Raw genomic sequence first — 24,701 nt, forward strand, 5'->3', positions numbered from 1 at the left:
AATGTATAATATATCGTAAATAAGTCTATTCTAACAACTATACTTGCTTCACTTTATAGTGATTTTAGGCACAACCTTCTAGTAAAAAAACACCTTAAGGAATTTTATTCATGAACTCTAATACGGATATAACATTAGTCACAGCATTCTATGATTTAGGTCGAGCTAATTGGAAAGGATTTGAAAGAGATAATAATTACTACTTTAATTTATTTAAAAAATTAGCTAATCTTGAAAATCATATGATAGTATTTGTAGCAAATGAACAAGATCGAGATAGAGTTCTGCAAATAAGAAATAACAAAAGTACTGACGTTGTGATTTATGATCTACTAAACGAACAAAAAGACTTAGTTACTAAAATCCAAAATATTTTAGATAGTGAGAAATTCAGAGAAAATATTCCTAAATATCTTTTAGAAGGGAAAAATCCAGAATATTGGTGTGCTGAGTATGACTTAGTAAACCTATATAAAACATACTTTGTAAATACTGCGATAGATAAAAGGTTACATAAAAGCGATTTAATTGCTTGGATTGATTTTGGATATGTCCGTGATGATAATTTTCTAGACGGAATTAATAAATGGCAATATGACTTTGATAAAGATAAAGTAAATCTATTCTCAGTAATCAAGAAAAAATATGTTCCTCCATTTGAAACAGAAGAGCAAGTACTAAAATACTTATTTGAAAATCATGTTTATGTTATAGGTATGTGTATAGTATCCACTCCTGATAAATGGAAAGAATTTTGGACACTTCTACAAGAAACAGTTAATTATCTTATTTCCAAGAATATATTTGATGATGATCAAGGTTTATATATGTTCTGTCTATATAAGCGTCCTGACTTATTTAAAGTTAACTATGTTGGAAAAAGATGGGCTATAGAGAATATTGTACAAAAGTATTGTCAAAACACTCCTGGATTTAAAATTCGTAAATTTTTACGCTCTCTACTTAGAATAAAGTACTAATATTATTTACAGTTTACAAATGACAAATTTACAACCACATAAACTTCTCGTATCTGGAACAGCAAATTACTTTCCACATATAGCAGTTTTAATAAAATCTTATGTAGCATTTCACCGTCATCCAACAATCTTTATTATTACTCATAATATCAAAGATCCAAATGACGTTGCTATTAAAGAGTTAAAAGAAGAATTTGCTAATTATCAAAATCTTGAAATTCAACTTCATTATATAGACCCTAAACTTTTTGTATCTTGGGGAGTTGACGAAGAAACAGCAAAACATCCTCATATGTTACGTCTTGCTCTTCCTACATTACCTTATGATGGAAAGGTTCTTTATGTCGATGTTGATACTTTATTTACAAATAATCTAGATGAGTTATTTACTCGAGCTGATGATTTTCTACAAGGAAAATCCATAGCTTGTTGCCCTGATGTTCAGGATATATTTGACAAATTTCAAAGAAAGAGTCCTTATCAAACTGATATCCTACCTCCAAAATTTTATGAATTGCCTTTTGGAACTAAAGGTAATGTATATTTCAATTCAGGAGTAATGCTTATTGATTTAGAAAAAATCAGACAAAGTCCTGATGTGAATAAAAATCTATGGCAATACTATATGCCTAGCATATTTGAAAATGGCAAGTTTACTAATTTAGATCAAACATTTTTAAATATAGTTCACTTTTATGATAAATCTTTAATCTCAAATAAGTATAATTTCTTTGCCTTTTTCTTAACCCAAACTCGATTCTTTATAGATTTTGATAAATGGACAAACTACGAAAAAGCCTTAGCAGAAGGTAAAGTAGAACCTCCTCTTTATCCATCTATAATTCACTTTTTAACTATTAGTCCTTATAAAGCTTGGGATAGCCCACTAGTAGATTTCCAAGACTTATATAATTTCTATAAAAATCAAACTGTATCTGAAATTATTACAAAAAATGTCGAGTATTATTTTAAAATGATGATTAATTATTATAATCATTATAGATATACTCCAGGATTAATAGACTTTGGTAATTATGATAAGTTTGTTAATGACTTAACAATCGAAAAAGTTTCTAAATCAGTAGGATTATTTAGTAAACCTTGGTCGGTTTCTCCTATATTTTTACTTACCTTTTTATATAGAGCTAGAGGCTTGAGAAAATTTAGACATAAAGGAAAAGCTGGATATGATATTCGTATGCAGTCTGAAATAGAGCATAGTAAAAATAACTTTATTCCTATAAAAGATTTAGCTGAAAAATAATATCTATAAAAAAAAGGAGGAACTTTAATTTCCTCCTTTTAAATTATTATACAAATACTTAGTGTGTTATACCGTGTCAAAGATAACAAATATAACTACTTTATTTCCAGATTTTGTAAAAAAAGACCTCGAAAGCTTTTTACAATATATAAAACTAGAAAAATCCTATTCAAACAATACCTTATTAGCTTATCGTAATAACCTCTTACAAGCACTAAATGCCATCTACCAAGTACTCACCAAGGAAGAACAAAAACAGGCTCCTGATGAACTTATGGATCTTTCAGCAATTCTTGGTAAACGTAAAGCTAAGAAATCCACTATTCCTGAATTAACTGCAGAAACAGATCAGCCTAAAGCTCAGAGTTCAGAATCTTTACCTTTAACCTCATTTACTTGGGAGTCGTGCCAAGTAGAAATTATTAAACAGGCGATCTCTGCTGAACTTCATCCTCAAAAAAGTGCTTCAAGTAGAAATCAATTTCTCTCTGCTTTGAGAAGTTTTTTTCAATGGCTACTAATTAATGACAAGGTTAAAGCTAATTACCCTAAATTAGTAAAAAACCTCAAAGTCGAAAAAAACTTACCAGTGGTAATTGAAAAATCTACTATGGAACAAATTCTTGAAACCGTAATTATAAGAAATTTCTTAGAGTTACGAGATCAAGTAATCTTTGAAATGATGTTCAATACTGGAGTACGACTTTCTGAAGTTTGTAATTTAAATTTACAAGATTTAGATTTTAGTAAAAACCAAATTCAAATTCTTGGTAAAGGTAATGTTTATCGTCATATTCCTCTCTCCATAGGTTTAAAGCAACTCATAGCTCTTTATTTGGTACTAAGAGAAAGAGAGATTTTAGATAAATTAGATGAAAGTCAACTTGCGGAATTAAATATAGATCCAACTTTAAATCTAAATCTTAATATAAATGATGCAGGACAAGTTTATCACTATGCGACAAATATACTTGCGAATGCGAATCGATACACCAATACCCAAAGTGCAAACTCTGTAGGAAAGGGCAGAAAACGAGCTTCTGCTGCTAGTCAAATGTTATCTGCTCATTTACATGAAGCTCCAATTAAAGATCTTGGTCTTAGTAAACAAGAACAGCAAGCTATAGAATTGAGTAATGCAGAAGCTGGAATTATGTCTCTTGCAGACTTAAAAGCTCTACAAAAGAAAAAGGCGAATCCTTTAAAAACAAATACGGATATAAACAATTCTATTTCGGCTGAAGTAAGTCAAAATAGTATGCAAAATCATACTAATTTACTAAACTCGGCAGGCTATGAGTTACAACTAGAAGAACAAAGCAAAGAACACCTAAAACACAGGTTTCATCCTCTTCATGCTTTATTCCTCTCTACTCACTTAAAAAGAATTACGGCAAGAGCTATTCAATATCGCTTAGACCAAAGAGTTTTAAAGTCGGGTGTAAAACGCAAACTATCTCCTCATAAATTAAGACATAGCTTTGCAACCCAATTCCTAAAAAACTCTTCTAACTTACGTGCAGTACAAGAAATACTGGGACATAAAAATCTCGTTACTACGCAAATTTATACCCATTTAGATCTTGAACACTTAATTCAGGTTTATAATCAAGCTCATCCTCAGCAAATCAAACACCAAGAAGAATTACTTGCGAGAAAAGAACAAGAGCAAAAAATCAAAGCTTGGCATAAACAACAGGGCAGAAAAACAAAAGCTAATCAACAAGAAAAGTTAATTGCCCAAATTAAGGCTAAAAAAGATCAATAAAAACCTTTTACTATTTAAAATTTTTGCTTAAATTAGCTTTATTTGATCTTTTCTTGTATCCCGCTGATCAGTTTTCTTTAAAAATTTGGTCAAATGACTTATTTTTATCATAAATATTGTTTTCTTGCCAATCTATCGTTATATAATAAGAAAGTAATGAATCAGCTCATCAAGTAAATTACTTGATTGAAGCAAATTTTTGATAATCTTTAAGGTAACAAGCATGTCTAACATTCAAGCAACAGTATTCCATTTAGGTTTAAATAAAGAAGTTTTAGAAGGTGCAAAAATTGCGTTAATCCCTGGTGATCCAGGTCGTGTTGCGAAAATGGCTTCATATTTAGATAATCCAAAACCATTAGCAAGCAACCGTGAATATAATTCATACTTAGCTTACATTAACGATGTACCAGTAGTGGTATGTTCTACAGGTATTGGAGGTCCTTCAACTTCTATTGCTGTAGAAGAACTTGCACAACTTGGAATTGATACTTTTATTCGTGTGGGAACTACGGGAGCAATTCAAGAAGACATCAATATTGGAGATGTTATTATTGCTTCAGGATGTGTACGTTTAGATGGGGCTTCATATCATTTTGCTCCAGAGCCTTTCCCAGCTGTAGCTAACTATGATGTTTTACATGCTCTTGTTGAAGGTGCAAAAGCAGCAAATTTAACTTATCACGTAGGTATTACCGCTTCTTCTGATACTTTCTATCCTGGTCAAGAACGTTATGATACTTTCCGTCAAGATGTACCAAAACATATGCAAGGAAAAATGGCTCTATGGAAACAACTGCATGTGTTAAATTTTGAAATGGAAGGAGCTACCCTTTATACCCAAACTGCAAGTCAAGGTTTACGTGCAGGGATGGTAGCAGGAGTGATTGTTAATCGTACTAAAAATGAAACTCCTGACGAAAAACAAGCGAAAATTGTTGAAGATAACGGAATTAAAGCTGCAGTAGAAGCATTAAAATTACTTATTAAATAATCTTAAAGTAAATTAAAAATTACTTATGATTTTAAGCTAAATCAGAAATTACTTTTCGATTAAGCTTAATCTTCATTAAAAAAATAAATTTAAAGGTCCCTCAGTAAGGGACCTTTTACATTATCTAATTAATTTTCTATTATTTAGCAGGATTAATTACTTCCGTACCGTACATGTATTTACGTAATACTTCTGGAACTACAATTGAGCCATCTGCTTGTTGATAGTTCTCTAATACTGCAACTAAAGTACGTGAAATTGCAAGACCAGAACCATTTAAAGTATGCACTAATTCAGGTTTCTTGCTTCCTTCACGACGGAAACGAGCTTTCATACGACGAGCTTGGAAATCACCCATGTTTGAACATGAAGAAATTTCACGATAAGTATTTTGTGCAGGTAACCAAACTTCTAAATCGTAAGTTTTCATTGAACTAAAGCCAGTGTCACCGGTACATAAGATAATACGACGATAAGGTAAACCTAATTTTTCTAAAATAGATTCTGCTTGAGCAGTTAATTTTTCTAATTGCTCCATAGAATCTTCAGGTTTAGTAATATGTACTAATTCTACTTTTTCAAATTGGTGCAGACGAATACAACCACGAGTATCACGACCATAGCTACCAGCTTCTGAACGGAAACATGGAGTATGTGAGCAGTAACGATGTGGTAAAGTTTTCTCTTCAAGAATTTGATCTGCAACTAAGTTGGTTACCGGAACTTCCGCTGTTGGAATTAAGTAATAAGTTTTTTCGCCTTGATCATCAATAGGTTTAATTTGGAACAGATCTTCAGCAAATTTTGGTAATTGTCCAGTACCAAATAAAGCATCTTGGTTTACAAGATATGGAACATATACTTCTTGATAACCAGCTTTATAATGCTCTTCAAGCATAAATTGAATTAAAGCACGGTGTAAACGAGCGATTTCACTTTTAAAAACGACAAAACGAGAACCAGTTAAACGTGCTGCTGATTTAAAATCAATTCCTTCAGTTAACTCACCTAAATCTACATGGTCTTTAACTTCAAAATCAAAAGTACGTGGAGTTCCCCAACGCTTGATTTCTACATTATCATTTTCATCTTTACCAACAGGAACTTCATCTGCTTGTAGGTTAGGTAATCTTGAAGCTATATCAAATAATTGCTGTTGTACTTCTGCTAGTTTTGCTTTGTCAGCATCAAGATTTTTTGCAAGTTCGTTCGACTGAGCAATTAAGTCATCAGCATTTTGTCCTTGAGAACGTAAACGACCAACTTGAGCTGCTAATTCATTGCGTTTAGCTTGCGTAGTTTCAGTTGAAGTTTGTAACTCAGCTCTTTGTGCTTCTAGAGATTTCACTAAAGCAACATCTAAGTCAAGATTACGTTTTAATTTTAATTGACGCGCAACTTCTTCAGTTTGCGTACGTAGTAAAACTGGATCTAACATGAGTTGGTAATCCTAAAAAATTAGTGATAAAAAAAGTTAAATGTTTAACCTGAAGAGGCTTTTTTACAGTTTATATTATAAATTAAAGGCAAAAGAAGTTAAAAATTTTTTTCAAAAAAAGCCTTTAGAAGTTATTCTAAAGACTAGTTTAAATCATAAAATTTATCTGAAATTCTAGTGTAAGTTACGCACTTTAATTTCACTTTGTTCGTTAATGCCTAACTGACGCTTATGTAAAGTACGTTTAGTACGATCTATAACTTCACCAGCTAGTTGTCCACAAGCAGCATCTATATCATCGCCTCGAGTTTTACGTACAGTTACTACCATTTTATATTGTTCAGTAAGAACTTTTTGGAAGCGATCAATACGTGAATTAGAGGAACGACCGTAAGGAGCACCTGGGAATGGATTCCATGGAATTAAGTTGATTTTACATGGAGTATTTTTTAATACTTTAGCTAATTCATGAGCGTGATCCGTAGAATCATTTACATGATCTAACATTACATATTCAATGGTTACTTTACCACGGTTTGCTGGAGCTTTTTCAATAAAACGTCTTACAGCTGCTAAAAAAGTAGCAATATTATACTTTTTATTAATCGGAACTATTTCATCACGTAATTTGTCATTAGGAGCATGTAAGGAAATTGCTAGAGCACAGTCAATTTTTCCAGCAATAATATCTAAAGCAGGCACTACTCCTGAAGTTGAAATAGTTACACGACGCTTAGATAAGCCATAACCTAAATCATCTAACATAATACGAAGAGCCGGTAACACATTATTAACATTTAATAAAGGTTCACCCATCCCCATCATTACCACATTAGTGATTGGACGCTCTCCATAGCCTCCGATTTCTTTAATTCTTTGAGTCGCACGCCATACTTGCCCAATGATTTCCGCAACGGTTAAGTTTTTATTAAAACCTTGTTGAGCTGTAGAACAGAAAGTACATTGTAAGGCACAACCTACTTGTGAAGAGACACAAAGAGTTCCACGATCAGTCTCAGGAATAAATACAGATTCGATTTGTTGATCCCCAACTTGCATCGCCCACTTAATAGTGCCATCACTAGAAATTTGTTCTTCAGAAATTTGCGGAGCTTCAATTTCGCAATTTTCTTGCAGGAACTGACGCATATCTTTAGAGATATTAGTCATAGCTTCAAAATCAGCAACGCCATGTTGATAAATCCATTTCATCAGTTGTTGAGCACGAAATGGTTTATGCCCTTGGCTTTGTAAATATTCTTTAAGACCTTGCTGATCAAAATTTAAAAGATTTACTTTACTCATTGATAGTTAAAAAGGTAAATAAAATGAATTTGTTGTTTAATTAAACAAATATATAGGGTTAATTGAACGTGGATATTATAACTTAAAATCTATAGTTTTACTTATTTTTTAAAGAGAAAAGGAACGAGACCAACTCGTTCCTGAAAAATCTTTGCTTAAATGCAAGCTGTTATTAAATCCAACTTAAGATCTTATTAAGCCTGTGGATTTGTAGCAGCTTGAACACGTGAAACACTGTGGATAATTTTTGCAATTTCTCTTGCAACTTCTACATTACCCGCAATAACTTCATCTGTTTCTAAATAACGATTACCACCTTGGAAATCAATTACCATCGCATTAGCTTCACGAGCAATTAAATCTCCTGCAGCTATATCCCAAGGTTTAATTCCCTCTTCATAAAAGCCATCAAAACGACCAGCAGCCACATAACATAAATCTAAAGCTGCAGCTCCTAAACGACGTATATCTCCCATGCCTTGATTGAATAATAACGGAAGTACCTCTAATTGACGAGCTAAACGTTGTGGTTCTTTAAAAGCATAACCAGTAGTAATTACTTTTCCTTTAATGCCAGAACCTTTTGCATGTGGTTCTAAACGTAAACGACGGTTATTTAAAAATGCCCCTGCACCTTTTACTGCCGTAAATAATTCATCGGTAATTGGATTAAATACTACCGCAGCAACCGTTTCACCATTTTCTTGTACCGCAATAGATACTGCAAAATGAGGATTACCCATAATAAAGTTTCTTGTCCCATCAAGAGGATCAATGATCCACGTATGTTTACCAGCTACTTTATATTTACTTGGCGTATAAGCTGAAGCAGTTTCCTCTGCGACGATAAAATCTTCAGGATATGCACGTTTAATCACTGCAAGAATAGCTTCCTCTGAAGCTTTATCAATATTACTTACGTAATCGTTGATACCTTTAGTTTCAACCTTGATACTATTACGGTTATGAAAACCATCACGTAAAATCTCAGCCGCAGCTAAAGCTGCATTTTTTGCAATACCTAGTAGTGCTTTACTCATACAATTCCTTGGAAAAATCCTTTACGATTAGATTAAATTTAGATCAATATTATAGCAGAAAAACTTAATTTTGCGTTAATTATATATTTAAGGCATCCCAAATGCTAATAAAGTTCTGATCCATTTCCCGAGCAGGACAACTCGACGTACTTTGAGAAATAACTTTTGCGGGGACTCCAGCTGCCGTACAACCCGCAGGAACGGATTTTAGAACCACCGAATTTGCTCCAATCTTGGCATTCTCGCCAATATGAATATTGCCAAGAATTTTTGCACCTGCACCAATCATCACTCCTTTGCCAATTTTTGGATGACGATCTCCCGACTCTTTACCTGTACCTCCAAGAGTAACTCCTTGGAGAATTGATACATTATCATCTATACACGTAGTTTCCCCAATGACAATCCCTGTTGCATGATCCAGCATAATTCCAGCTCCTATTTTGGCAGCCGGATGAATATCTACTCCTAAAGAAAGCGATATTTCATTTTGTAAAAAGATTGCTAAATCTTTTCTCTCTCCTTGCCACAAATAATGAGTAATCCTATAAGCTTGTAACGCATGAAAGCCTTTGAGGTACAGAAGAGGCGTAGTTAGTTTATCCACTGCAGGATCTCGTTCTACCACCGCTAGCATATCTTGAGCAACTTGCTGAATAATTTCTGGTTGTGCCTCAAAAGCTTCTTGAATAATTTCTCGTAAAGCTATAGCATCAAGAATAGAGTTTAAGGCTAACTTCTTGGCTAAAATATAACTCAGAGCATGAGCAAGGGATTCATGTTTTAAAATTGTCGCATGATAAAAGCTCGCAAGCATAGGTTCATGCTCTACTAGATGCCTTGCCTGCTCACGTACTTGTTGCCATACTTTATCTACTAAATCTGTCATGGTAATAATTAAATTTTTTGTTTGTTGAAGTTTTAAGTTTTGGATTTTACTAATAATTGTATGTCATAACCACAGAATCTCTTTACTATTATAAAGCAATATAGAAAAGCTCTTGAGAAAAGTACAAATTATGCTATCATCTTTAATAGGTAAAAATTGAACGCTAATCGAGGAAAATAAAACCATGTCTATTTACGAAGATTATTCATATTCTATTGGTAATTCTCCATTAGTACGTTTACATAATTTTGGTCATAACGGAAATATTCTCGCAAAAATTGAAGGACGTAATCCGAGCTTTAGTGTTAAGGACCGTATAGGTGCTAACATGGTATGGCAAGCAGAAAAAGACGGAATCTTAACTAAAGATAAGGAAATTGTTGATGCTACTTCAGGTAATACGGGAATTGCTTTAGCTTATGTGGCAGCTGCTCGTGGTTATAAATTAACTTTAACCATGCCTGAAACCATGAGTATTGAGCGTCGTCGTTTATTACGAGCTTTAGGAGCAAATTTAATCCTAACTGACGGTAGCAAAGGAATGAAAGGAGCGATCGAAAAAGCACAAGAGATTGTAGATTCTGATCCTCAACGTTATATAACTTTAAAACAATTTGAAAATCCAGCAAATCCAGCGATTCACGAACAAACTACCGGACCTGAAATTTGGCAAGATACCGATGGTAAAGTAGATGTATTTGTCGCAGGTGTAGGTACAGGTGGTACGATTACTGGGGTTAGTCGTTACCTCAAACATACTCAAGGTAAGGCGGTAACTAGTATAGCTGTAGAACCTGCTGAATCTCCAGTAATTAGTCAAACCTTAGCGGGAGAAGAAGTAAAACCAGGTCCTCACAAAATTCAAGGCATTGGCGCTGGCTTTATTCCAAAAAACTTAGATCTCTCTTTAGTTGACCGTGTCGAAACTGTAGATAGTCAAACCGCAATGGAAACTGCTCGTGCTTTAATGGCAAAAGAAGGGATTCTTGCAGGTATTTCTTCAGGTGCTGCTTTAGCGGTAGCAGATCGTTTGGCTAAACTTCCTGAATTTCATGATAAGGTTATTGTGGTGATTTTAGCCTCGGCTGCAGAACGTTACCTCAGTACTCCATTATTTGCGGATATTGAAGCTTAATTTATTACTTAAAGACCTAGGAGTTATCTCTTAGGTCTTTTAACTATATAAAATATCGTAAAATCGTAATTCTAGAATTAAAACTTCATTATTTTGTCTAAAGTGATAAATCAGAACAAGATATAATATTAAGAGTAAAAAATATAAAAATACTTACTGTTAAATAAAATTGCATTTATGCTCAAAAATTCAGTTTACCAATTAGCTTTCACCGCAGATATTAATACTTTTCATTTAATTGCCCCTCAACTAAAAAACATCCTCGCTTTTAATCGTAGTGCTTTTAAAGTTATTGTCATTCATAATATTTCTTTAGAGCAAGGCAAAAATGAAAAACTCGGTGATATCTTTACTAAACTTAAAGACGAATTTATCTCTTACCCTCAAATTAGTTTTGACTTCCATTACCTAAGCTCAGAGCAACAACAAGCTTGGGGAATGCCTGCTCAATATACTCATCATGGGATCTATTTACGCCTCTACCTCCCGCGTTTAGGATATCAAGGTAGAGTATTATATTTAGATTTAGATCTCTTATGCTTTGGAGATTTAGAAAGCCTATTTAGCCTTGATTTACAAGGTAAATCACTAGGAGCAGTTACTGATCTAAATAACCATTTACAGAGATTTAATCAAAAGCCTTTCTTTGACTCTCGCTTTAGTCAAGAACTTCAAGAAGCAGACTTTGGTAATCGTCATGATTATTTTAACTCTGGGGTTTTACTCATAGATTTAGATGCCTTAGCTCAAAAAGCTAAGCAAGGAGGGATAGATCTTTGGTCTGATAACTTAACTCCAATTTTTCAAAAAGGAGTATTTCTCCATGACCAAGACTTTTTAAATCAACTCCATCTCGAAGATAGATATGAGTTACCAGTAAAATATAATTATTTAACTTTTTTCTTAATCCCCCAAAGATTCTTTTTAAAACGCAAAGGTTGGGATATAACCAAGGTTAAACAGCCGAATGCTCAACAAGACTTCTTTTCTCAAGTGAAAATTCCAGTACTTTTACATTTTATCGGAGCTGAAAAACCTTTTAAACATAGTCACCAAGAGTTTAGGGACTACTATAATTATTTTGCTCAGCAAACTATTAATGAGATAATTGCTCGACCTATAAGTTTTTATCAAGAGATGGTAGAAAAGTTTTTCTCAGCTTTTGGTTATAAGTCTGCATGCTACGACTTTAGTCTAAAAGCCATAGATGCTTTTGGAAAAGTCGAAAGAAAGCAAGTAGCAAAACTACAATGGCAAAAAAACTATAATGTCAGTCCGGCACTCTTAAACCCTTATCTTGTACGTTGCCCAACTTTCCATAATTTTTTTACTCGTCTTTTTGCTAGCAAAAAAGCTCGTTTAGCTTATGCTCAAAAAGTCTATCAACAAAATTCCGATTTTTTTGCACAATATAAATAAGATCAATATGAATTGTGAACAAATCAATGCTGCCAATGATCAGGTAACAGTTTTTATTGTTCCTGATAATACCGAACACTCTTATGAAAATATCGGGACAATTTATACTTCCTTATATCTATCTAACCAAGGTTGGCCTGTCTTTCTTTTAGATGTAGAAGGATCTTCACAAGGATTAATCTCTCCTAGTCGCTCTCTAAGTTTAGAAAATATACAAGGATTAGATTTACATAATCCTAATCGCCATTACTTCTTTATTATTCAAGATCATAAAGAACAAAATATTTGCAAGCTCAAAGAAGCTTTAGGGGTAAAAGCTAAATATACTTCTGAAGAACTCAAAGCTTTAACCTTGAGCCAAGGAATAAATCCAGGATATCTAAGTAAAGAAGACCTCAATTCTAGTTCCCACCGCGCCTTTGGGACGGGAGCTCATGTCTACTTTATTTTATGTATTGATTACTTTATTCGCTTACATCGTCATTGGCAATCTATGGCACAAATTGAAGCTTTTAATTTTGATGCCTATTACATTCGTGGTACAGCAAGTACCCAAATGTTTAATCGTTTAGTGGCTAAGTACCCACAAATTATTAATAAGCCTCGCATCAGTGCGACCCCAACTATTGCTACTCAAGTAGAATTAGCTCCGAAAAAACTCAAAGTTTGTTTTGCAGAAACCATGTATCGCTTTATGGCAATTGAAAATATTAAATTCTTCTTTGCCACGCAAGATCCTGAGCTCTTTGCTAAAGTTGAGTTTGTAAGTTTAGCTGATGCTAAGGTGTTTCAAGTAAAAGAACATTTAAATGAATCGGCTGTCTTTATTGCTCTAGATATGGGCGTTGAATATGCTAACCTTGTTCCTGAAGCGATGATTAGTGGTAATGTAGTTTTAGGTTATAGTGGAGCTTACGATAACTTGGCGATGGTAGATAATTTTGCTGACTTCTCTGCCGAAGGTAAATATCAAGATCTTGCTCATAAACTACTAAATTATATGCGCATTTACGATCAACAATTACCTACTAATCCGAACTACCTACATCCTCTAGCTCAACAAGCACGGATGTACGCTCAAGAAAACTTTACCGTAGATAAACTAAAAGATAATCTATTTAGTTTAATGCGTAGTTTACATTTAAATGTTTATTAAGGAGAACTATGTACAATTACTATACCAATGCTACAGAAATAGTTCCCGATGATGACGGACTTGAAAAAGTAAAATCTCGCTTTTTCTTCTTTATGGCAAGTCCACCGGTAACCGGAGGCGATCTCGTTTTAGTTGAGCATGCAAGAGAATTAATTAAAGCGGGAGTAGATGCTCGCATTCTCTTTTTCCCAAATGAATCTTTTGGACATCTCCATAGTGATTTTCCTCCGGAAATCCCTATCAATCTCTTAAATGATGAATTAATTCTTACTCCATCAGATTTTATTATTGTTGGTGAATCTCAAGGTCCGGTGTATCGTGATATGCGTCACTGGATGGATAAAGAAATCCATACTTTACCAAAGTTTATTGTCTTTAATCAGGCCGTACACTGGACAGCTTATTCTTTTAAAAATCGTCAAGAATTTAATAGTTTACATTTTGCCGGTTTACTTTGTGCCAGTCCCTTTGTAAAAAAATATTTAGAACAAGTATTAGGCTTTGAATTAAATAAAGTATTTAAAGCTGTACACGTAGTTTGTCCTGCAACTGAAATTCCTCAGCATATTCTTGCTTTACCTAGTTCAGAACAAAGAAGTAACCTAGCAAAACCACCTAAGTGTACGATTAGTTTTATTCATAATCTTCGTAAAAGAGCAGATGAAATTAATACCCTTAAATTCATGTTCTTAAGCTTATATCCAGAATACGCTGATAAAGTAGAGTTTATTGCCATTCATAAAAAAACTCACGAACAAACTTTAGAAATTATGCGGAACAGTGATATTTTTATTGCTAGTGGTTATATGGATTCGCATAATTTACCAGCAATTGAAGCCATGGCTTGTGGTTGTCATGTGCTAGGTTATACGGGACTAAGCATGCCGGTTGATTACTTTAATGCTAATAATGGTTGGTGGTTTATCCAAGAAGGACAATTTCAAACCAATATTCAACTTTTAAAACAAGCAATAGATCTGTATTTTGATCAAAGTAGCCAAGGTCGAAGTTTACGTAAACATCTACTAACCCAAGCTCAAGAAACGGTGCAAACTCTTTTTAGTCCACAAAGTGAAAATACTAAGATCGTTCCAGCTTATCTTGATATTTGGGAAAAAACCGTTGCTCCTTACTATGCTACTGATGTAGTTTTTGCAAGTAAGAAAAAGGGTGGATTTAAAAAATAAGAAAATCATAAAACGATTTATATAAACTCCTTGTCTAATAAAAGGATAAACTTTGTTTTTAATAAGTAACTAAAAAAACATAAAACTTGTTATAATAGAAAAGTAAGATTTACTTTAAGGACTAGTTAGTCATAAAATCTTAAACAAAAAATTATAACTTTATAGGGCAAGTTATTTAATTTTAAACATTTTAATTTAAAAGACTTCAAAATCGTCTTTTAAAGTGTAAGATCTAATTGATAATTGAGGCACAGTCCTTTTTAGGTTAAAAATATGAAATTACAAAAAACTTTAACGGCATTAGCGGTAGCATCTGCATTAACTTTTGCAACAACAGCAACAGCAAATACTAATTTTGCAGAACAAAAATTTCGTTTAGATACAAACTTAGGTTTTAAAGTTTCTAACTTTAGTGTTAAAGATAGCAATGAACACTTAAATGCTGGTTCATTCCAATTAAACTTAGCTGGTCACTACTTTGTATTTAACAATGGTGCAGTAGCTTTAGGTTTAGGTGCGGAATTAGGTGGTTCTGTAGGTCGTTACACTATTGGTTCTCCAAACAACCACTTCTCTAGCGAAACTTATACATCTTCTGATACAACTAACACTTCTCGTCGTTATAGCGACTACAATGCTGGATTAAGCTTATTAGCAGCATTCCACGTTGAGAAAAGCACATTTACTCCATATGTTCAATTCTCTGTAGGTTACCAAAACGCACAATTCCGTGTAAATAAAACTACAGAAAAATTCCGTGGTGTATATACTAAATTAGGTGCAGGGGTTTCTTGGTCTAATGGTTTCACTGCAGGAGCTTATGTTTCTTTAGCACCTAGCCAATCTTTAGCTAACTCAAGTGATAAAACTAAAGCAACAGCTTACACTGTAGGTGCTCAGTTCGGTTGGAAATTCTAATTTAGCCTAGATATATAAGATAGGCATTTCCCCTCACAGTAATGCTGTGAGGGGTATCTTTTTATTGAGGATCTTATCTATGCACAAATTGTACAAATTATCTCTTGCGAGTGTGGTTTGCCTTGGACTTAGCACTGCTGCTTTTGCAAGTATTAATGCTAATGTCTCTTACTTTAGTCAAAGTTATGGCGATGGCTTAAAAGCTACAGGGACAAGATTTAACCTTGGTTTAGGTTTTAGTCCTTGGGATCTTGCGAAAGTAAAAATCACTTTAGGTCCTGAGTTTTCTTATGCAGATGGTAGCTTAAACCGTAGTGTAAACTACTCTAATAGCTATTATGATTTAACTGCAGGCTTATTTGGTGAAGTTGATTTACAACTAGATAACTTTCAACCTTACCTACGTTTGAGTACGGGTTATGCAGGAGCGAAATTCTACAATCAAAGATACCTTGGTGGAGTTTATTCGCAAGTAGGAATTGGTGCAAAACTCTTTGGTACTTTTAGTGCGGGTGTAGACTACCGCTATACACATTTAAGTAATAAAGATCGTAGCTACAATGGTAATGCTTACTCGTTTTACGTAGGGATTAGCTTTTAACTAAAAAACCCTTAAAGTTTTATTTTTTACCTTGAGTTTTTACTCAAGGTTTTCTTATCGCTAAATAATTTTCTTCTCTGTTCAACTCTCTAGTTGCTCTTCCCCAAATTTCATTCTAAGTTGAATAAAACCACCATAAATAACTACTTACCCCTCTTTACTCAGTCCTCTAACCTTCTTTACCCTCTTGACTCAATAAGTAAATTTATAAAGTTCCTTATAAGTAAATTATTTTTAGAAGAATAACCGTCTATTCTTCTAATTTTTTCTCGAAAATATTGATTTTTTTTGTTCTTAGGGGTATTATAACTATAAGAAAAATTAAGTAATAAACTCAAAAAATAAGGAATTTATATGGCTAATCAGCTCAATTTAAAACCTTTACACGATACCGTAGTGGTAAAACTGGTAGCAGGTGAAGAAAAAACAGCTTCAGGCTTAATTCTTACTGCAAAATCTCAACTCCAATATGCTCAAGTGCTTGCTGTAGGTACAGGTTATCCTGCAGAAAATGGAACTAATCTTCCTTTAAATGTACAAGTAGGAGATACAGTAATCTTACACCCAAGTGCAACTAATTTAGTTGAATATGAAATTGAAGGGCAAAAAGTAGTATTTATTTCTGAACGTCAAATTATGGCAGTAGTAAATCAATAAGGAGTCTGAACCATGGCAGCTAAAGAATTAATTTTTAATAATGAAATGCGTGTAAAAATGTTTAACGGTGTTGATACCTTAGCTAATGCCGTAAAAATTACCCTTGGTCCTAAAGGACGTAATGTGGTAATTGACCGTAAATTTGGAGCTCCTTTAATTACTAAAGATGGAGTATCTGTAGCACGTGAAATCGAATTAAAAGATAAATTCGAAAACATGGGAGCTCAACTTGTAAAAAAAGTTGCTCAAGATGCTAATGATTTAGCTGGTGACGGAACAACTACGGCAACCGTATTAGCGCAAGCGTTTATTCGTGAAGGCTTAAAAGTAGTAAATGCAGGTTTAAATCCTATGGATGTAAAACGTGGGATTGATAAAGTTGTAGCAGCTACTGTAGCTAACTTAAAAGATCTCGCAACTCCTGCTTCTGATAATAAATCAATTCAACAAGTAGCAACTATTTCTGCAAACAATGACGAAGAAGTAGGTAACCTCATTGCTCAAGCTATGGAAAAAGTAGGAAACAACGGGGTAATTACCATTGAAGATGGTACAGGCTTTAATGATGAACTAGTAGTAGTTGAAGGGATGCAATTTGATCGTGGTTACTTAAGTCCATATTTTGCTAACCGTGCTGATAATGCCACTGCGGAATTTGATTCACCATATATCCTTCTTGTTGATGGTAAACTCAATAGTTTACGTGAAATTTTACCTATTTTAGAAGGAGTAAATAAACAATCTAAACCTTTAGTAATTATTGCTGAAGACTATGAGTCTGAAGTATTATCAGGTTTAGTTTTAAACTCTGCTCGTGGCGTGTTAAAAGTTGTAGCCGTAAAAGCTCCTGGCTTTGGTGATCGTCGTAAAGCTATGCTTCAAGATCTTGGAGTATTAACTCGTGCAACTGTAATCGAAGAGCAATTAGGCATTGATCTCGCAAAAGCTGGTTTAGAGGTATTAGGTAGTGCCAAACGTGTAGTTGTATCTAAAGATTCAACGACAATTATTGATGGTGCTGGTAGTGCTGAAGATATAGCTAACCGTGTAGCTGCAATTAAACATGAATTATCTTTAACTACTTCAGAATACGATATTGAAAAACTTAACGAACGTATCGCTAAACTTTCAGGTGGGGTAGCGGTAATTAAAGTCGGTGGTGCGACAGAAGTAGAAATGAAAGAGAAAAAAGATCGCTTTGACGATGCTCTTTCTGCAACTCGTGCAGCTGTAGCTGAAGGGGTAGTACCTGGTGGCGGTGTAGCGTTAATTCGTTCATCAGCAAATTTAAATGTTGTTGCTGATAATGATGAACAAGCAGCTGGTATCCGTCTTGCTTTAAAAGTTATGGAAGCTCCTTTACGTCAAATCGTAACTAACTGTGGTTTAGAAGCTTCAGTAATTATTGATCGTGTACGTAATGGTGAAGGTGACTTTGGCTTTAATGCTCGCACCGAAACCTATGGCAATATGTTAGAAATGGGGATTCTTGATCCTGCAAAAGTAACTCGTGTAGCTCTCGAAAAAGCTGCTTCAATTGCAACTTTAATGTTAACTACCGAATGTATGATTGTAGAAGAAGATGAACCAGAAGCTCCTGCTCCAGCTGGCATGGGTGGTTATATGTAATAATTAAGGTCTCGCTAATGCGAGACCTTAATTATTAACTTAAATCAATATTATAAGATTAAAGCTACCTAGATCAGCTCAAAGTAACCTAGATAACAAACCTTATTTTTTTAGGAAATATAGATCCCATACTCCATGTCCTAAGCGATGTCCTCTTTGCTCAAATTTAGTTAAAGGACGCGAAGCTGGACGAGGAATATACATCTGATCCGGAGCAGTATTCTCTAAATTAGGAGTAGCATTGAGAACTTCAAGCATATGCTCAGCATAATTTTCCCAATCGGTAGCCATATGTACAAAACCACCAGAAACTAAAGCTCGAGTCACTAAAGCCATAAACTCTTGATTTACAATTCTACGTTTATGGTGACGAGCTTTGTGCCAAGGATCAGGGAAAAATAGTTGTAACCCGCCTAAAGAATTTTCAGGTAAAGCTTGTAAGATTTCAATTGCGTCATGACAAGCAACCTTGATATTGGTTAACTGCTCTTGCTCAATAAGTTTTAAAGCATTACCTACTCCTGGCGTATGCACTTCTATTCCTAAATAATTTAATTGAGGATTTTCTTTAGCCATGGTCACTAATGAAGTTCCCATACCAAAACCTATTTCGATCACTACTGGCTGCTCTTTTGCAAATAAAGTTTGTAGCTCAAGAGTTTGTCCTGGTGCAGGACATTCTACGCCATATAACGGAAAAAGATTGGTTAATGCTTGTTCTTGACTTCCCGTAATACGTCCAGTACGTAATACATATGACTTAATACGGCGATGTTGTGGTTGATCTGTAGTCATAAAAATTCTTAATAATAACTTGAAAAGTAGTTTGTGCTTATTTTATCGCATTGTAAAAATTTGTGCTAATTTTTTATAGGAAAAGAGGAACTACAGCGAGTTCCTCTTTTCTTGTTTTATGGCAATAGTGCTATATTTTTGTACTTGATTATTTTTATGCTCTTATGCTTATAAATTATTCTTGTGCATTATTCTTTGCATTTGCCTCATCTTGAGCTTTGCTTTTTGCGGTATATAAAGCATTACTTTCTTGAGCTTGAGTTGGTTTGGTTGGTCGAGTACGTTTTTTCTTATTTCGATTTGCTTTAGGCATTTGCTCCTCTTCAAGAGCTTGCTTTTCAGCTTCTTGACGCTGTTGCATTTCAAAATAAAGTTGAGAATTTAACCACCAAGCATTAGCTACGGCTTTAATTAAAGTACAAAGTGGAATAGCTAAGAATACTCCTAAGATTCCCCAAATTTGTCCAAAGAAGATCACTGCAACAATTACAGTAATTGGACGAATATTGTTGGTTTTAGAGTAAAGTACAGGCACAAGAATATTCCCATTAAAGATTTGTAAAATGGTGTGAATAATCATTAGTGTCCAAAAAGTTGTTCCTAGCTCAAATTGGAAGAAAGCCACGATCGCAAAAGGAACTGTAGCAATAATTACTCCTAAATAAGGAATAATTACCGAAATTCCAATTAATGTAGAAAGAATGAGATTGTACTTAAGCCCAAAGAATGCAAAAGCCACAAAACTTAGAACTGTCATAATTATAAACTCAATAACCTTGCCACGGACATAGTTATCAAGTTGCGCCATAAACTCTTTAAACACTCCATCAGCTAATTCGCTTGATTTAGGTAAGAAACGAATAATACTTTCTTTTAGGGGAGCATAGTCAATAAGCATAAGAAATGCCATAAAGGGTACTAAGAAAGAATTTACGGCAATATAGGCTACATTGTGTAATACCGTAATAATATTATCAATACGTATATCCATATTCGACTGAATATATTGATTAATATTTTCGTAAATCGAATATAAAGTGGTACGGTCTAAATAAGGAAGATTAAACTCTTCAAGTGAAAGAAGTTTATCTCTTAAGTTAGTAGCAATTGTAGGAGCTTCAACCAACAAAGTACTTAGTTGCCTTATGAGCATTGGAGCTATAGAAAAAACTAGCCATGCCATAACGCAAACTAACAAACTAAAAACCAGTATCAAGGCATAAATACGTTTAAAGCCTTTTTTTACTAACCAACGCACTGGAAAGTTTAAAATATAAGCTAAACCTACAGCCAAGAATACAGGAGCTAATATTCTCCCAAAAAAGTAAAGCACTAAAGAGATTACTAAGAGAATAATAATCAAGGCTACTATTTGGGGGTTATTAAAATTACGGGTAAATAGGTCTTTCCAAGATGACATTTAGTTTCCTATTTTTTCTAGTAGTATTTTGATTTCCTATTATAAAGGAGATAACTTCGAAGAACAAATGAAGTTATTTCCTTACTCAAACTCCAAGAGTTGAGTAAAATCAACACTTGCTTGTTCTTTAGAGCTTTTTCTTCTACGTACTAAACGAGATAATGGGGCATTTAATTCATGCACATTAGTTAGAGGCGAAACTACTGCTTCAACTTTAGCTTCTTCCGCTTCCCATAATAATTCTTCAATTAAAACTGGAGCTTGACTAAAAGTAGCTACAGCTTTTTTCTCTTTATTAAGAAGATTTGCATTACGACTAACTTGTAGATGTTCATGAATATGTTCATTAATCAATTTATCGAGTTGTTGCTCATTATATAAATCATCGATACTAATACTTTCTTGCTCTTCTAATTCCTCAAGCTCTACCGAGTCCTGCTCGAGAATTTCCTCTTGCTCTAAGTTAAAGACTACAGCTTGTGAAGCTAGATGATCTTGAGTCTTTTCTCTTTCTTGTACAGCTTGTTGATCTAACTGCACTAAGTTAGTTACTGTATCTAAGTTTTTGTCTAAAGGATTAACTAAATCTGTACGAAGACTTGCTTCAACTTCACTCCCCTCAAAAAACATATCCTGATCAATCCCTGCATGAACTAAATCTGTAAACTGGCTAGTATCGGCAGCCTGTTGAATATGTTGTTGGAGTAAGCTAAGAACTTTTTCTTGACGCTCAAGCGTAATTTTTTGAGCTAAGGTCAATTCTTTATCTTTACGTAAATGACGTTTTAGGTCATCATCTAACTCATAATTACGTAGGTTAGGATATTTTTGACGGAAGTATTGAGCAAATCCTTCCGCAAATTCTGCAGTATAAGGGAGAAGTTTATCCCGACTACGAATTTCTTGTCCCGCTAAAGCTTGTTTTTGTTTTAAGCGCGTATAAAGTTCAGTAAAGGCTGTAAGCTTACTATTTGTCTGTTCGGTATTATCTTTTTCTTGATTATATAGAGTAAACAGATCATCACCCAAGTTATAAAATTTAAATACTTCAGGATAAGCCTGTAAATACTGTTTACTAATTAAACTTGGATTTTTTTGTTGATCATGACAAAGAGTTAAAATATTAAAAGCAGTTTGATCTAAATCTAAACTACTTGGATGAACACTTTGATATACTGAGGTAATATAATCAAGTCCTTGCTCGGAAATCTCCAGCCCTTGTTCTCGACAACGAACATTAATAAAGTTTTTTAAAAGAGGTTTAGAATACTCTTTGAGATAAATCTTTCTAAAGAGATTAAAACGTGACTGCAAATCATCTAAAATACAAACGTTTTCGGCTATATCTACGTGCGTACCAATAATCATTAAGCTTTCGCTATTATTGTTCATCGTAATTAAATCACGTAATGCCTCTTCCCATTCAATATTTCCTAGTAAACAATGAATATTATTCAGAGCTACTAAAGGCTTAAAATATAAAGCTTCTAAATCCTGAGGACTATGACTAGTCATAAATTGAGCTAAATCAAGAAAACTTTGCTCATTTTCATCAATAAATGGATTTAACTTACTTGCGTCATCAAAGCAAGCACGTACCATTTGATTCACCAAAGTGGAGTTATCACCAATTAAGGCAAGAGTTTGACTTAAACCTAAAGAAAAATAAGGTGTTAACTGAGAAATTATATCTGCATTAGGTCCATGAATAAACTCAGTTAAAGAATAACTTTGAGAGAGTTTAAATCGGAGTTCTAAACCCACGGGTTGAAGTTGTAAACTCATAAAAAAATATAAACTAAAAGGCAAAATTAAGTTTGTACTTCCTCATATTATACTCTAAGAAAGTGTATAATAGAGGATAAAGTAAATGTTATAGCTTGCAAAAATATGTTAATAATCGGGATTATTAGTATCTATATTGTTTTTTTGACTTATGTCGTATTTCGTTTTAAAGCAAAAAAGAAAAGTGAACGCTTTCGAAGTTTAAGTCAAAAAGAGGTTAAACAAAAACTTCTCAAAAATTTAACTAGGGGGCGTAATCCAAAAAATACCATTGCTCCTGAGGTTAAAAAATTTAAAAAGCCTCAAAGAGAAGCAAACCCAAACGAAAAAAGTCAGAGTTCAATTGTCGCTAAAGCCTCACCTAGTAAAAAATCAACTCCTGAAAGTGAGAATAAACGTAAACGTCAGAGAACAAGAAAATCAGCTCTGCTTGCTGAAATCGAATGGCTCGAGCGTAAAACCGCTAAGCTCTTAGCTGAACAAGCTCAAGAACTAGCTAAAAAAGATGACGATATCTTAACCGCTCAAGAAATCGAAAACATTGTTGAACAAGTAATTGGTGATGAAGTAGAAAATCAACACTTACCTGATACTCATGAAGAACAGGAATTAACTCCTGAAGAAAAAGCTGATTTTGATGAACTCTTTAATGATAAATATGAAGAGATTCTCAATGACGCAGAACACTTAGAGCAAATTAAAGAACTTGCAAATTTACATTATCAAGCATTACCTGAAGATCAAGTGGAAAATGTTGAAATTGAAACTAGTTTACCTCAGGTGCAAGTGCAAGATTTAGCTAATACTAGTGTAAGTGTAAGTGCCGATATCACCTTTACTGAACATCAACACTTTCAAGCAGGGACAACTTTAAGTGCAACCAAAGCTTCAAATGCCGAACAACTAGCTTTAACACCAATAGAGGATCAAGAGCTTACTCTCGGTAAAAGTAAACTTGTTACAAGCAAAGAAAGCATCTGTTTGACCACTATAGACCAACCATCATCAACCCATAAGGAATAATTTTATGAGCGAAAAAACCATCAGCGTTAAAGGCTTACCTAATCTTTTACAACCGGGAGACAATTTTCCAGCATTTTCTTTAGTCGCAAATAATGGTAAAACTTATACCAATAAATCTTTTCCTCAACTCCATTTAATTTACTTTTATCCTAAAGCTCTAACTCCAGGCTGTACTGCTCAAGCGTGTAACTTAGAACAAGCTATTAGCGAGCATAATTTTACTTTACCAGTATTAGGAGTAAGTGCTGATGAAGTAGAAAAACAAGATAAATTTGCGCAAAAGTATAATTTAAGTTTTCCTCTCTTAGCTGATACCGAATTACAACTGTCACAAGCTTGTGGCGTTTATGGAGAAAAATCTTTATACGGAAGAGTATATAATGGAATTCATCGTATTGCTTTTTTAGTAAATGGTGAAGGAAAAATTCTTGAAGTTTTTACTAAAATTAATACTAAAGAATTTGCTCAACAAGTAAATACTTGGTTAAAAGAACATCAAGCATAAGCTTCGTTTAACCTTGACAAGAATTCTCTAATTTCGCATAGTTTTTAACTATAAAAAATTAGAGAATGAGAGGGCTACCTCACAATTGATCTTAATTTATTTTTTAAGAATATTATTTAATTACATTCCACATATTAATGTTATAGTCGTAATTTAATTACGCCTATAGAAAAAGATCCAAGGCTGCTTGGATCTTTTTATTTCTCAATAACACAAAGAATAAGTGCTTTAAGATTTGATACTTTTTGTCCGCTAAATAAATTAAGAGTCATACTTTCCTGCTCTTATGTAATTGGTATTCCCAATTAAACATCACAGAAAATATATGACTGCCTAGATAAATTTAGTTTTTATTCATTTAGTTGCTTGTTCTAATACAGGTAATCACAAATATCTAGATCATAAATACTCATTTAGATCTAATTAAGATGATAACTTTTTACTTAGATACAACTAAATTGTCTGTTATTGTTATATGATAAGATAAAAAAAGAATAACCACTAAGTACTGAGAGGTATATGAAAACATATGGGCAAGTCTCAGTTCTTTATAAAATAAAATATGCCATATTTTAAATTATTCCTAGTGGTTCATTCCAAATCTAATTACAAGCTATAGTAGCAATAAGTTTTAAATAAATAATCGATGCAATCAACTAATAGCTTTGAAATTAATCAGCTAGTCCTCTTAGTTTTTGCTACTTTTATTTAAATTCTTACTGCCTTTCCTAGAGTAAACAAATTAAGCCATAAGATACATATACTCCTAAATTGGCATACATACCTCTATACG

At 33.6% G+C, this 24,701-nt stretch carries 21 protein-coding genes; 14 read left to right on the forward strand and 7 right to left on the reverse strand.

What is annotated here, in order from left to right:
• Nucleotides 1-110: 110 nt before the first annotated feature.
• The 4 genes from CKF59_RS03355 to udp all read left to right on the forward strand — a co-directional run bounded on the left by CKF59_RS03355 (nt 111) and on the right by udp (nt 5,006).
• Nucleotides 111-980, forward strand: coding sequence for a WlaTC/HtrL family glycosyltransferase (locus CKF59_RS03355; RefSeq protein ID WP_119534568.1), 870 nt, complete (start codon nt 111-113; stop codon nt 978-980).
• A gap of 19 nt (nt 981-999) precedes the next feature.
• Complete coding sequence (locus CKF59_RS03360) at nt 1,000-2,244, forward strand: glycosyltransferase family 8 protein (protein WP_119534569.1); 1,245 nt, start codon at nt 1,000-1,002, stop codon at nt 2,242-2,244.
• A 73-nt stretch (nt 2,245-2,317) separates the two neighbouring features.
• A complete protein-coding gene (locus tag CKF59_RS03365) occupies nt 2,318-4,012 on the forward strand; it encodes a tyrosine-type recombinase/integrase (protein WP_222985552.1) in 1,695 nt (564 codons plus the stop codon).
• Between the two features lie 223 nt (nt 4,013-4,235).
• On the forward strand, nt 4,236-5,006 hold the full coding sequence (gene udp / locus CKF59_RS03370) for a uridine phosphorylase (protein ID WP_119534571.1): 771 nt from the start codon (nt 4,236-4,238) through the stop codon (nt 5,004-5,006).
• A gap of 139 nt (nt 5,007-5,145) precedes the next feature.
• On the opposite strand, the gene serS is transcribed toward udp, so the two are convergent.
• From serS to cysE, 4 genes are all read right to left on the reverse strand, one after another.
• Nucleotides 5,146-6,444: a serine--tRNA ligase gene (gene serS, locus CKF59_RS03375; RefSeq protein ID WP_119534572.1), complete on the reverse strand. Its 1,299-nt coding sequence runs from the start codon at nt 6,442-6,444 to the stop codon at nt 5,146-5,148.
• 174 nt (nt 6,445-6,618) lie between these two features.
• Entirely contained in the window at nt 6,619-7,749 is a 1,131-nt protein-coding gene (rlmN, locus tag CKF59_RS03380; protein WP_119534573.1) for a dual-specificity RNA methyltransferase RlmN, read from the reverse strand.
• A gap of 194 nt (nt 7,750-7,943) precedes the next feature.
• The gene (locus tag CKF59_RS03385; RefSeq protein ID WP_119534574.1) at nt 7,944-8,789 is read right to left on the reverse strand and encodes an inositol monophosphatase family protein; all 846 of its coding nucleotides are present in this window, start codon (nt 8,787-8,789) and stop codon (nt 7,944-7,946) included.
• A 79-nt stretch (nt 8,790-8,868) separates the two neighbouring features.
• Complete coding sequence (cysE, locus tag CKF59_RS03390; RefSeq protein WP_119534575.1) at nt 8,869-9,678, reverse strand: serine O-acetyltransferase; 810 nt, start codon at nt 9,676-9,678, stop codon at nt 8,869-8,871.
• A gap of 184 nt (nt 9,679-9,862) precedes the next feature.
• Here cysE and cysK point away from each other — a divergent pair, with 184 nt between their 5' ends.
• From cysK to groL, 8 genes are all read left to right on the forward strand, one after another.
• Nucleotides 9,863-10,813 carry a cysteine synthase A gene (gene cysK / locus CKF59_RS03395; protein ID WP_119534576.1) on the forward strand — a complete coding sequence of 317 codons (951 nt, stop codon included), beginning with the start codon at nt 9,863-9,865 and terminating at the stop codon, nt 10,811-10,813.
• Nucleotides 10,814-10,990: 177 nt separating this feature from the next.
• Nucleotides 10,991-12,232: a glycosyltransferase family 8 protein gene (locus tag CKF59_RS03400; protein ID WP_119534577.1), complete on the forward strand. Its 1,242-nt coding sequence runs from the start codon at nt 10,991-10,993 to the stop codon at nt 12,230-12,232.
• A gap of 7 nt (nt 12,233-12,239) precedes the next feature.
• Nucleotides 12,240-13,388: a hypothetical protein gene (locus CKF59_RS03405; RefSeq protein WP_119534578.1), complete on the forward strand. Its 1,149-nt coding sequence runs from the start codon at nt 12,240-12,242 to the stop codon at nt 13,386-13,388.
• An 8-nt stretch (nt 13,389-13,396) separates the two neighbouring features.
• Nucleotides 13,397-14,575: a glycosyltransferase gene (locus CKF59_RS03410; protein WP_119534579.1), complete on the forward strand. Its 1,179-nt coding sequence runs from the start codon at nt 13,397-13,399 to the stop codon at nt 14,573-14,575.
• Between the two features lie 273 nt (nt 14,576-14,848).
• The gene (locus CKF59_RS03415) at nt 14,849-15,493 is read left to right on the forward strand and encodes an outer membrane beta-barrel protein (RefSeq protein ID WP_119534580.1); all 645 of its coding nucleotides are present in this window, start codon (nt 14,849-14,851) and stop codon (nt 15,491-15,493) included.
• Between the two features lie 79 nt (nt 15,494-15,572).
• Nucleotides 15,573-16,094 (forward strand): acyloxyacyl hydrolase, encoded by a 522-nt coding sequence (locus tag CKF59_RS03420; protein ID WP_119534581.1) that lies wholly within the window; start codon nt 15,573-15,575, stop codon nt 16,092-16,094.
• Between the two features lie 354 nt (nt 16,095-16,448).
• Nucleotides 16,449-16,751, forward strand: a complete 303-nt coding sequence (locus CKF59_RS03425) for a co-chaperone GroES (protein WP_119534582.1) — start codon at nt 16,449-16,451, stop codon at nt 16,749-16,751.
• A gap of 12 nt (nt 16,752-16,763) precedes the next feature.
• Entirely contained in the window at nt 16,764-18,380 is a 1,617-nt protein-coding gene (gene groL / locus CKF59_RS03430) for a chaperonin GroEL (RefSeq protein WP_119534583.1), read from the forward strand.
• 102 nt (nt 18,381-18,482) lie between these two features.
• Here the strand turns inward: groL and trmB are convergent, their stop codons facing one another.
• From trmB to CKF59_RS03445, 3 genes are all read right to left on the reverse strand, one after another.
• Nucleotides 18,483-19,175, reverse strand: coding sequence for a tRNA (guanosine(46)-N7)-methyltransferase TrmB (trmB, locus tag CKF59_RS03435; protein WP_119534584.1), 693 nt, complete (start codon nt 19,173-19,175; stop codon nt 18,483-18,485).
• A 175-nt stretch (nt 19,176-19,350) separates the two neighbouring features.
• Entirely contained in the window at nt 19,351-20,595 is a 1,245-nt protein-coding gene (locus CKF59_RS03440; RefSeq protein ID WP_119534585.1) for an AI-2E family transporter, read from the reverse strand.
• Nucleotides 20,596-20,676: 81 nt separating this feature from the next.
• A complete protein-coding gene (locus CKF59_RS03445; RefSeq protein WP_147397105.1) occupies nt 20,677-22,380 on the reverse strand; it encodes a hypothetical protein in 1,704 nt (567 codons plus the stop codon).
• A 144-nt stretch (nt 22,381-22,524) separates the two neighbouring features.
• Between CKF59_RS03445 and CKF59_RS03450 the strand changes: the two genes are divergently transcribed.
• Both CKF59_RS03450 and bcp read left to right on the forward strand, forming a co-directional pair.
• Nucleotides 22,525-23,403, forward strand: a complete 879-nt coding sequence (locus tag CKF59_RS03450; RefSeq protein WP_147397106.1) for a hypothetical protein — start codon at nt 22,525-22,527, stop codon at nt 23,401-23,403.
• 4 nt (nt 23,404-23,407) lie between these two features.
• Nucleotides 23,408-23,908: a thioredoxin-dependent thiol peroxidase gene (gene bcp / locus CKF59_RS03455; protein ID WP_119534588.1), complete on the forward strand. Its 501-nt coding sequence runs from the start codon at nt 23,408-23,410 to the stop codon at nt 23,906-23,908.
• Nucleotides 23,909-24,701: the final 793 nt, after the last annotated feature.

The sequence above is a fragment of the Psittacicella gerlachiana genome (assembly GCF_003585965.1).
GTDB lineage: Bacteria > Pseudomonadota > Gammaproteobacteria > Enterobacterales > Psittacicellaceae > Psittacicella > Psittacicella gerlachiana.

Excerpts from the sequence above, each read along its gene's own strand:
- CKF59_RS03355 (WP_119534568.1), top strand. The coding sequence starts at position 111 with ATGAACTCTAATACGGATATAACATTAGTCACAGCATTCTATGATTTA.
- CKF59_RS03440 (WP_119534585.1), bottom strand. The coding sequence starts at position 20,595 with ATGTCATCTTGGAAAGACCTATTTACCCGTAATTTTAATAACCCCCAA.
- cysK (WP_119534576.1), top strand. The coding sequence starts at position 9,863 with ATGTCTATTTACGAAGATTATTCATATTCTATTGGTAATTCTCCATTA.
- CKF59_RS03420 (WP_119534581.1), top strand. The coding sequence starts at position 15,573 with ATGCACAAATTGTACAAATTATCTCTTGCGAGTGTGGTTTGCCTTGGA.
- serS (WP_119534572.1), bottom strand. The coding sequence starts at position 6,444 with ATGTTAGATCCAGTTTTACTACGTACGCAAACTGAAGAAGTTGCGCGT.
- CKF59_RS03360 (WP_119534569.1), top strand. The coding sequence starts at position 1,000 with ATGACAAATTTACAACCACATAAACTTCTCGTATCTGGAACAGCAAAT.
- CKF59_RS03425 (WP_119534582.1), top strand. The coding sequence starts at position 16,449 with ATGGCTAATCAGCTCAATTTAAAACCTTTACACGATACCGTAGTGGTA.
- CKF59_RS03405 (WP_119534578.1), top strand. The coding sequence starts at position 12,240 with ATGAATTGTGAACAAATCAATGCTGCCAATGATCAGGTAACAGTTTTT.
- udp (WP_119534571.1), top strand. The coding sequence starts at position 4,236 with ATGTCTAACATTCAAGCAACAGTATTCCATTTAGGTTTAAATAAAGAA.
- CKF59_RS03385 (WP_119534574.1), bottom strand. The coding sequence starts at position 8,789 with ATGAGTAAAGCACTACTAGGTATTGCAAAAAATGCAGCTTTAGCTGCG.
- bcp (WP_119534588.1), top strand. The coding sequence starts at position 23,408 with ATGAGCGAAAAAACCATCAGCGTTAAAGGCTTACCTAATCTTTTACAA.
- rlmN (WP_119534573.1), bottom strand. The coding sequence starts at position 7,749 with ATGAGTAAAGTAAATCTTTTAAATTTTGATCAGCAAGGTCTTAAAGAA.
- CKF59_RS03410 (WP_119534579.1), top strand. The coding sequence starts at position 13,397 with ATGTACAATTACTATACCAATGCTACAGAAATAGTTCCCGATGATGAC.
- cysE (WP_119534575.1), bottom strand. The coding sequence starts at position 9,678 with ATGACAGATTTAGTAGATAAAGTATGGCAACAAGTACGTGAGCAGGCA.
- CKF59_RS03400 (WP_119534577.1), top strand. The coding sequence starts at position 10,991 with ATGCTCAAAAATTCAGTTTACCAATTAGCTTTCACCGCAGATATTAAT.
- CKF59_RS03415 (WP_119534580.1), top strand. The coding sequence starts at position 14,849 with ATGAAATTACAAAAAACTTTAACGGCATTAGCGGTAGCATCTGCATTA.
- CKF59_RS03445 (WP_147397105.1), bottom strand. The coding sequence starts at position 22,380 with ATGAGTTTACAACTTCAACCCGTGGGTTTAGAACTCCGATTTAAACTC.
- groL (WP_119534583.1), top strand. The coding sequence starts at position 16,764 with ATGGCAGCTAAAGAATTAATTTTTAATAATGAAATGCGTGTAAAAATG.
- trmB (WP_119534584.1), bottom strand. The coding sequence starts at position 19,175 with ATGACTACAGATCAACCACAACATCGCCGTATTAAGTCATATGTATTA.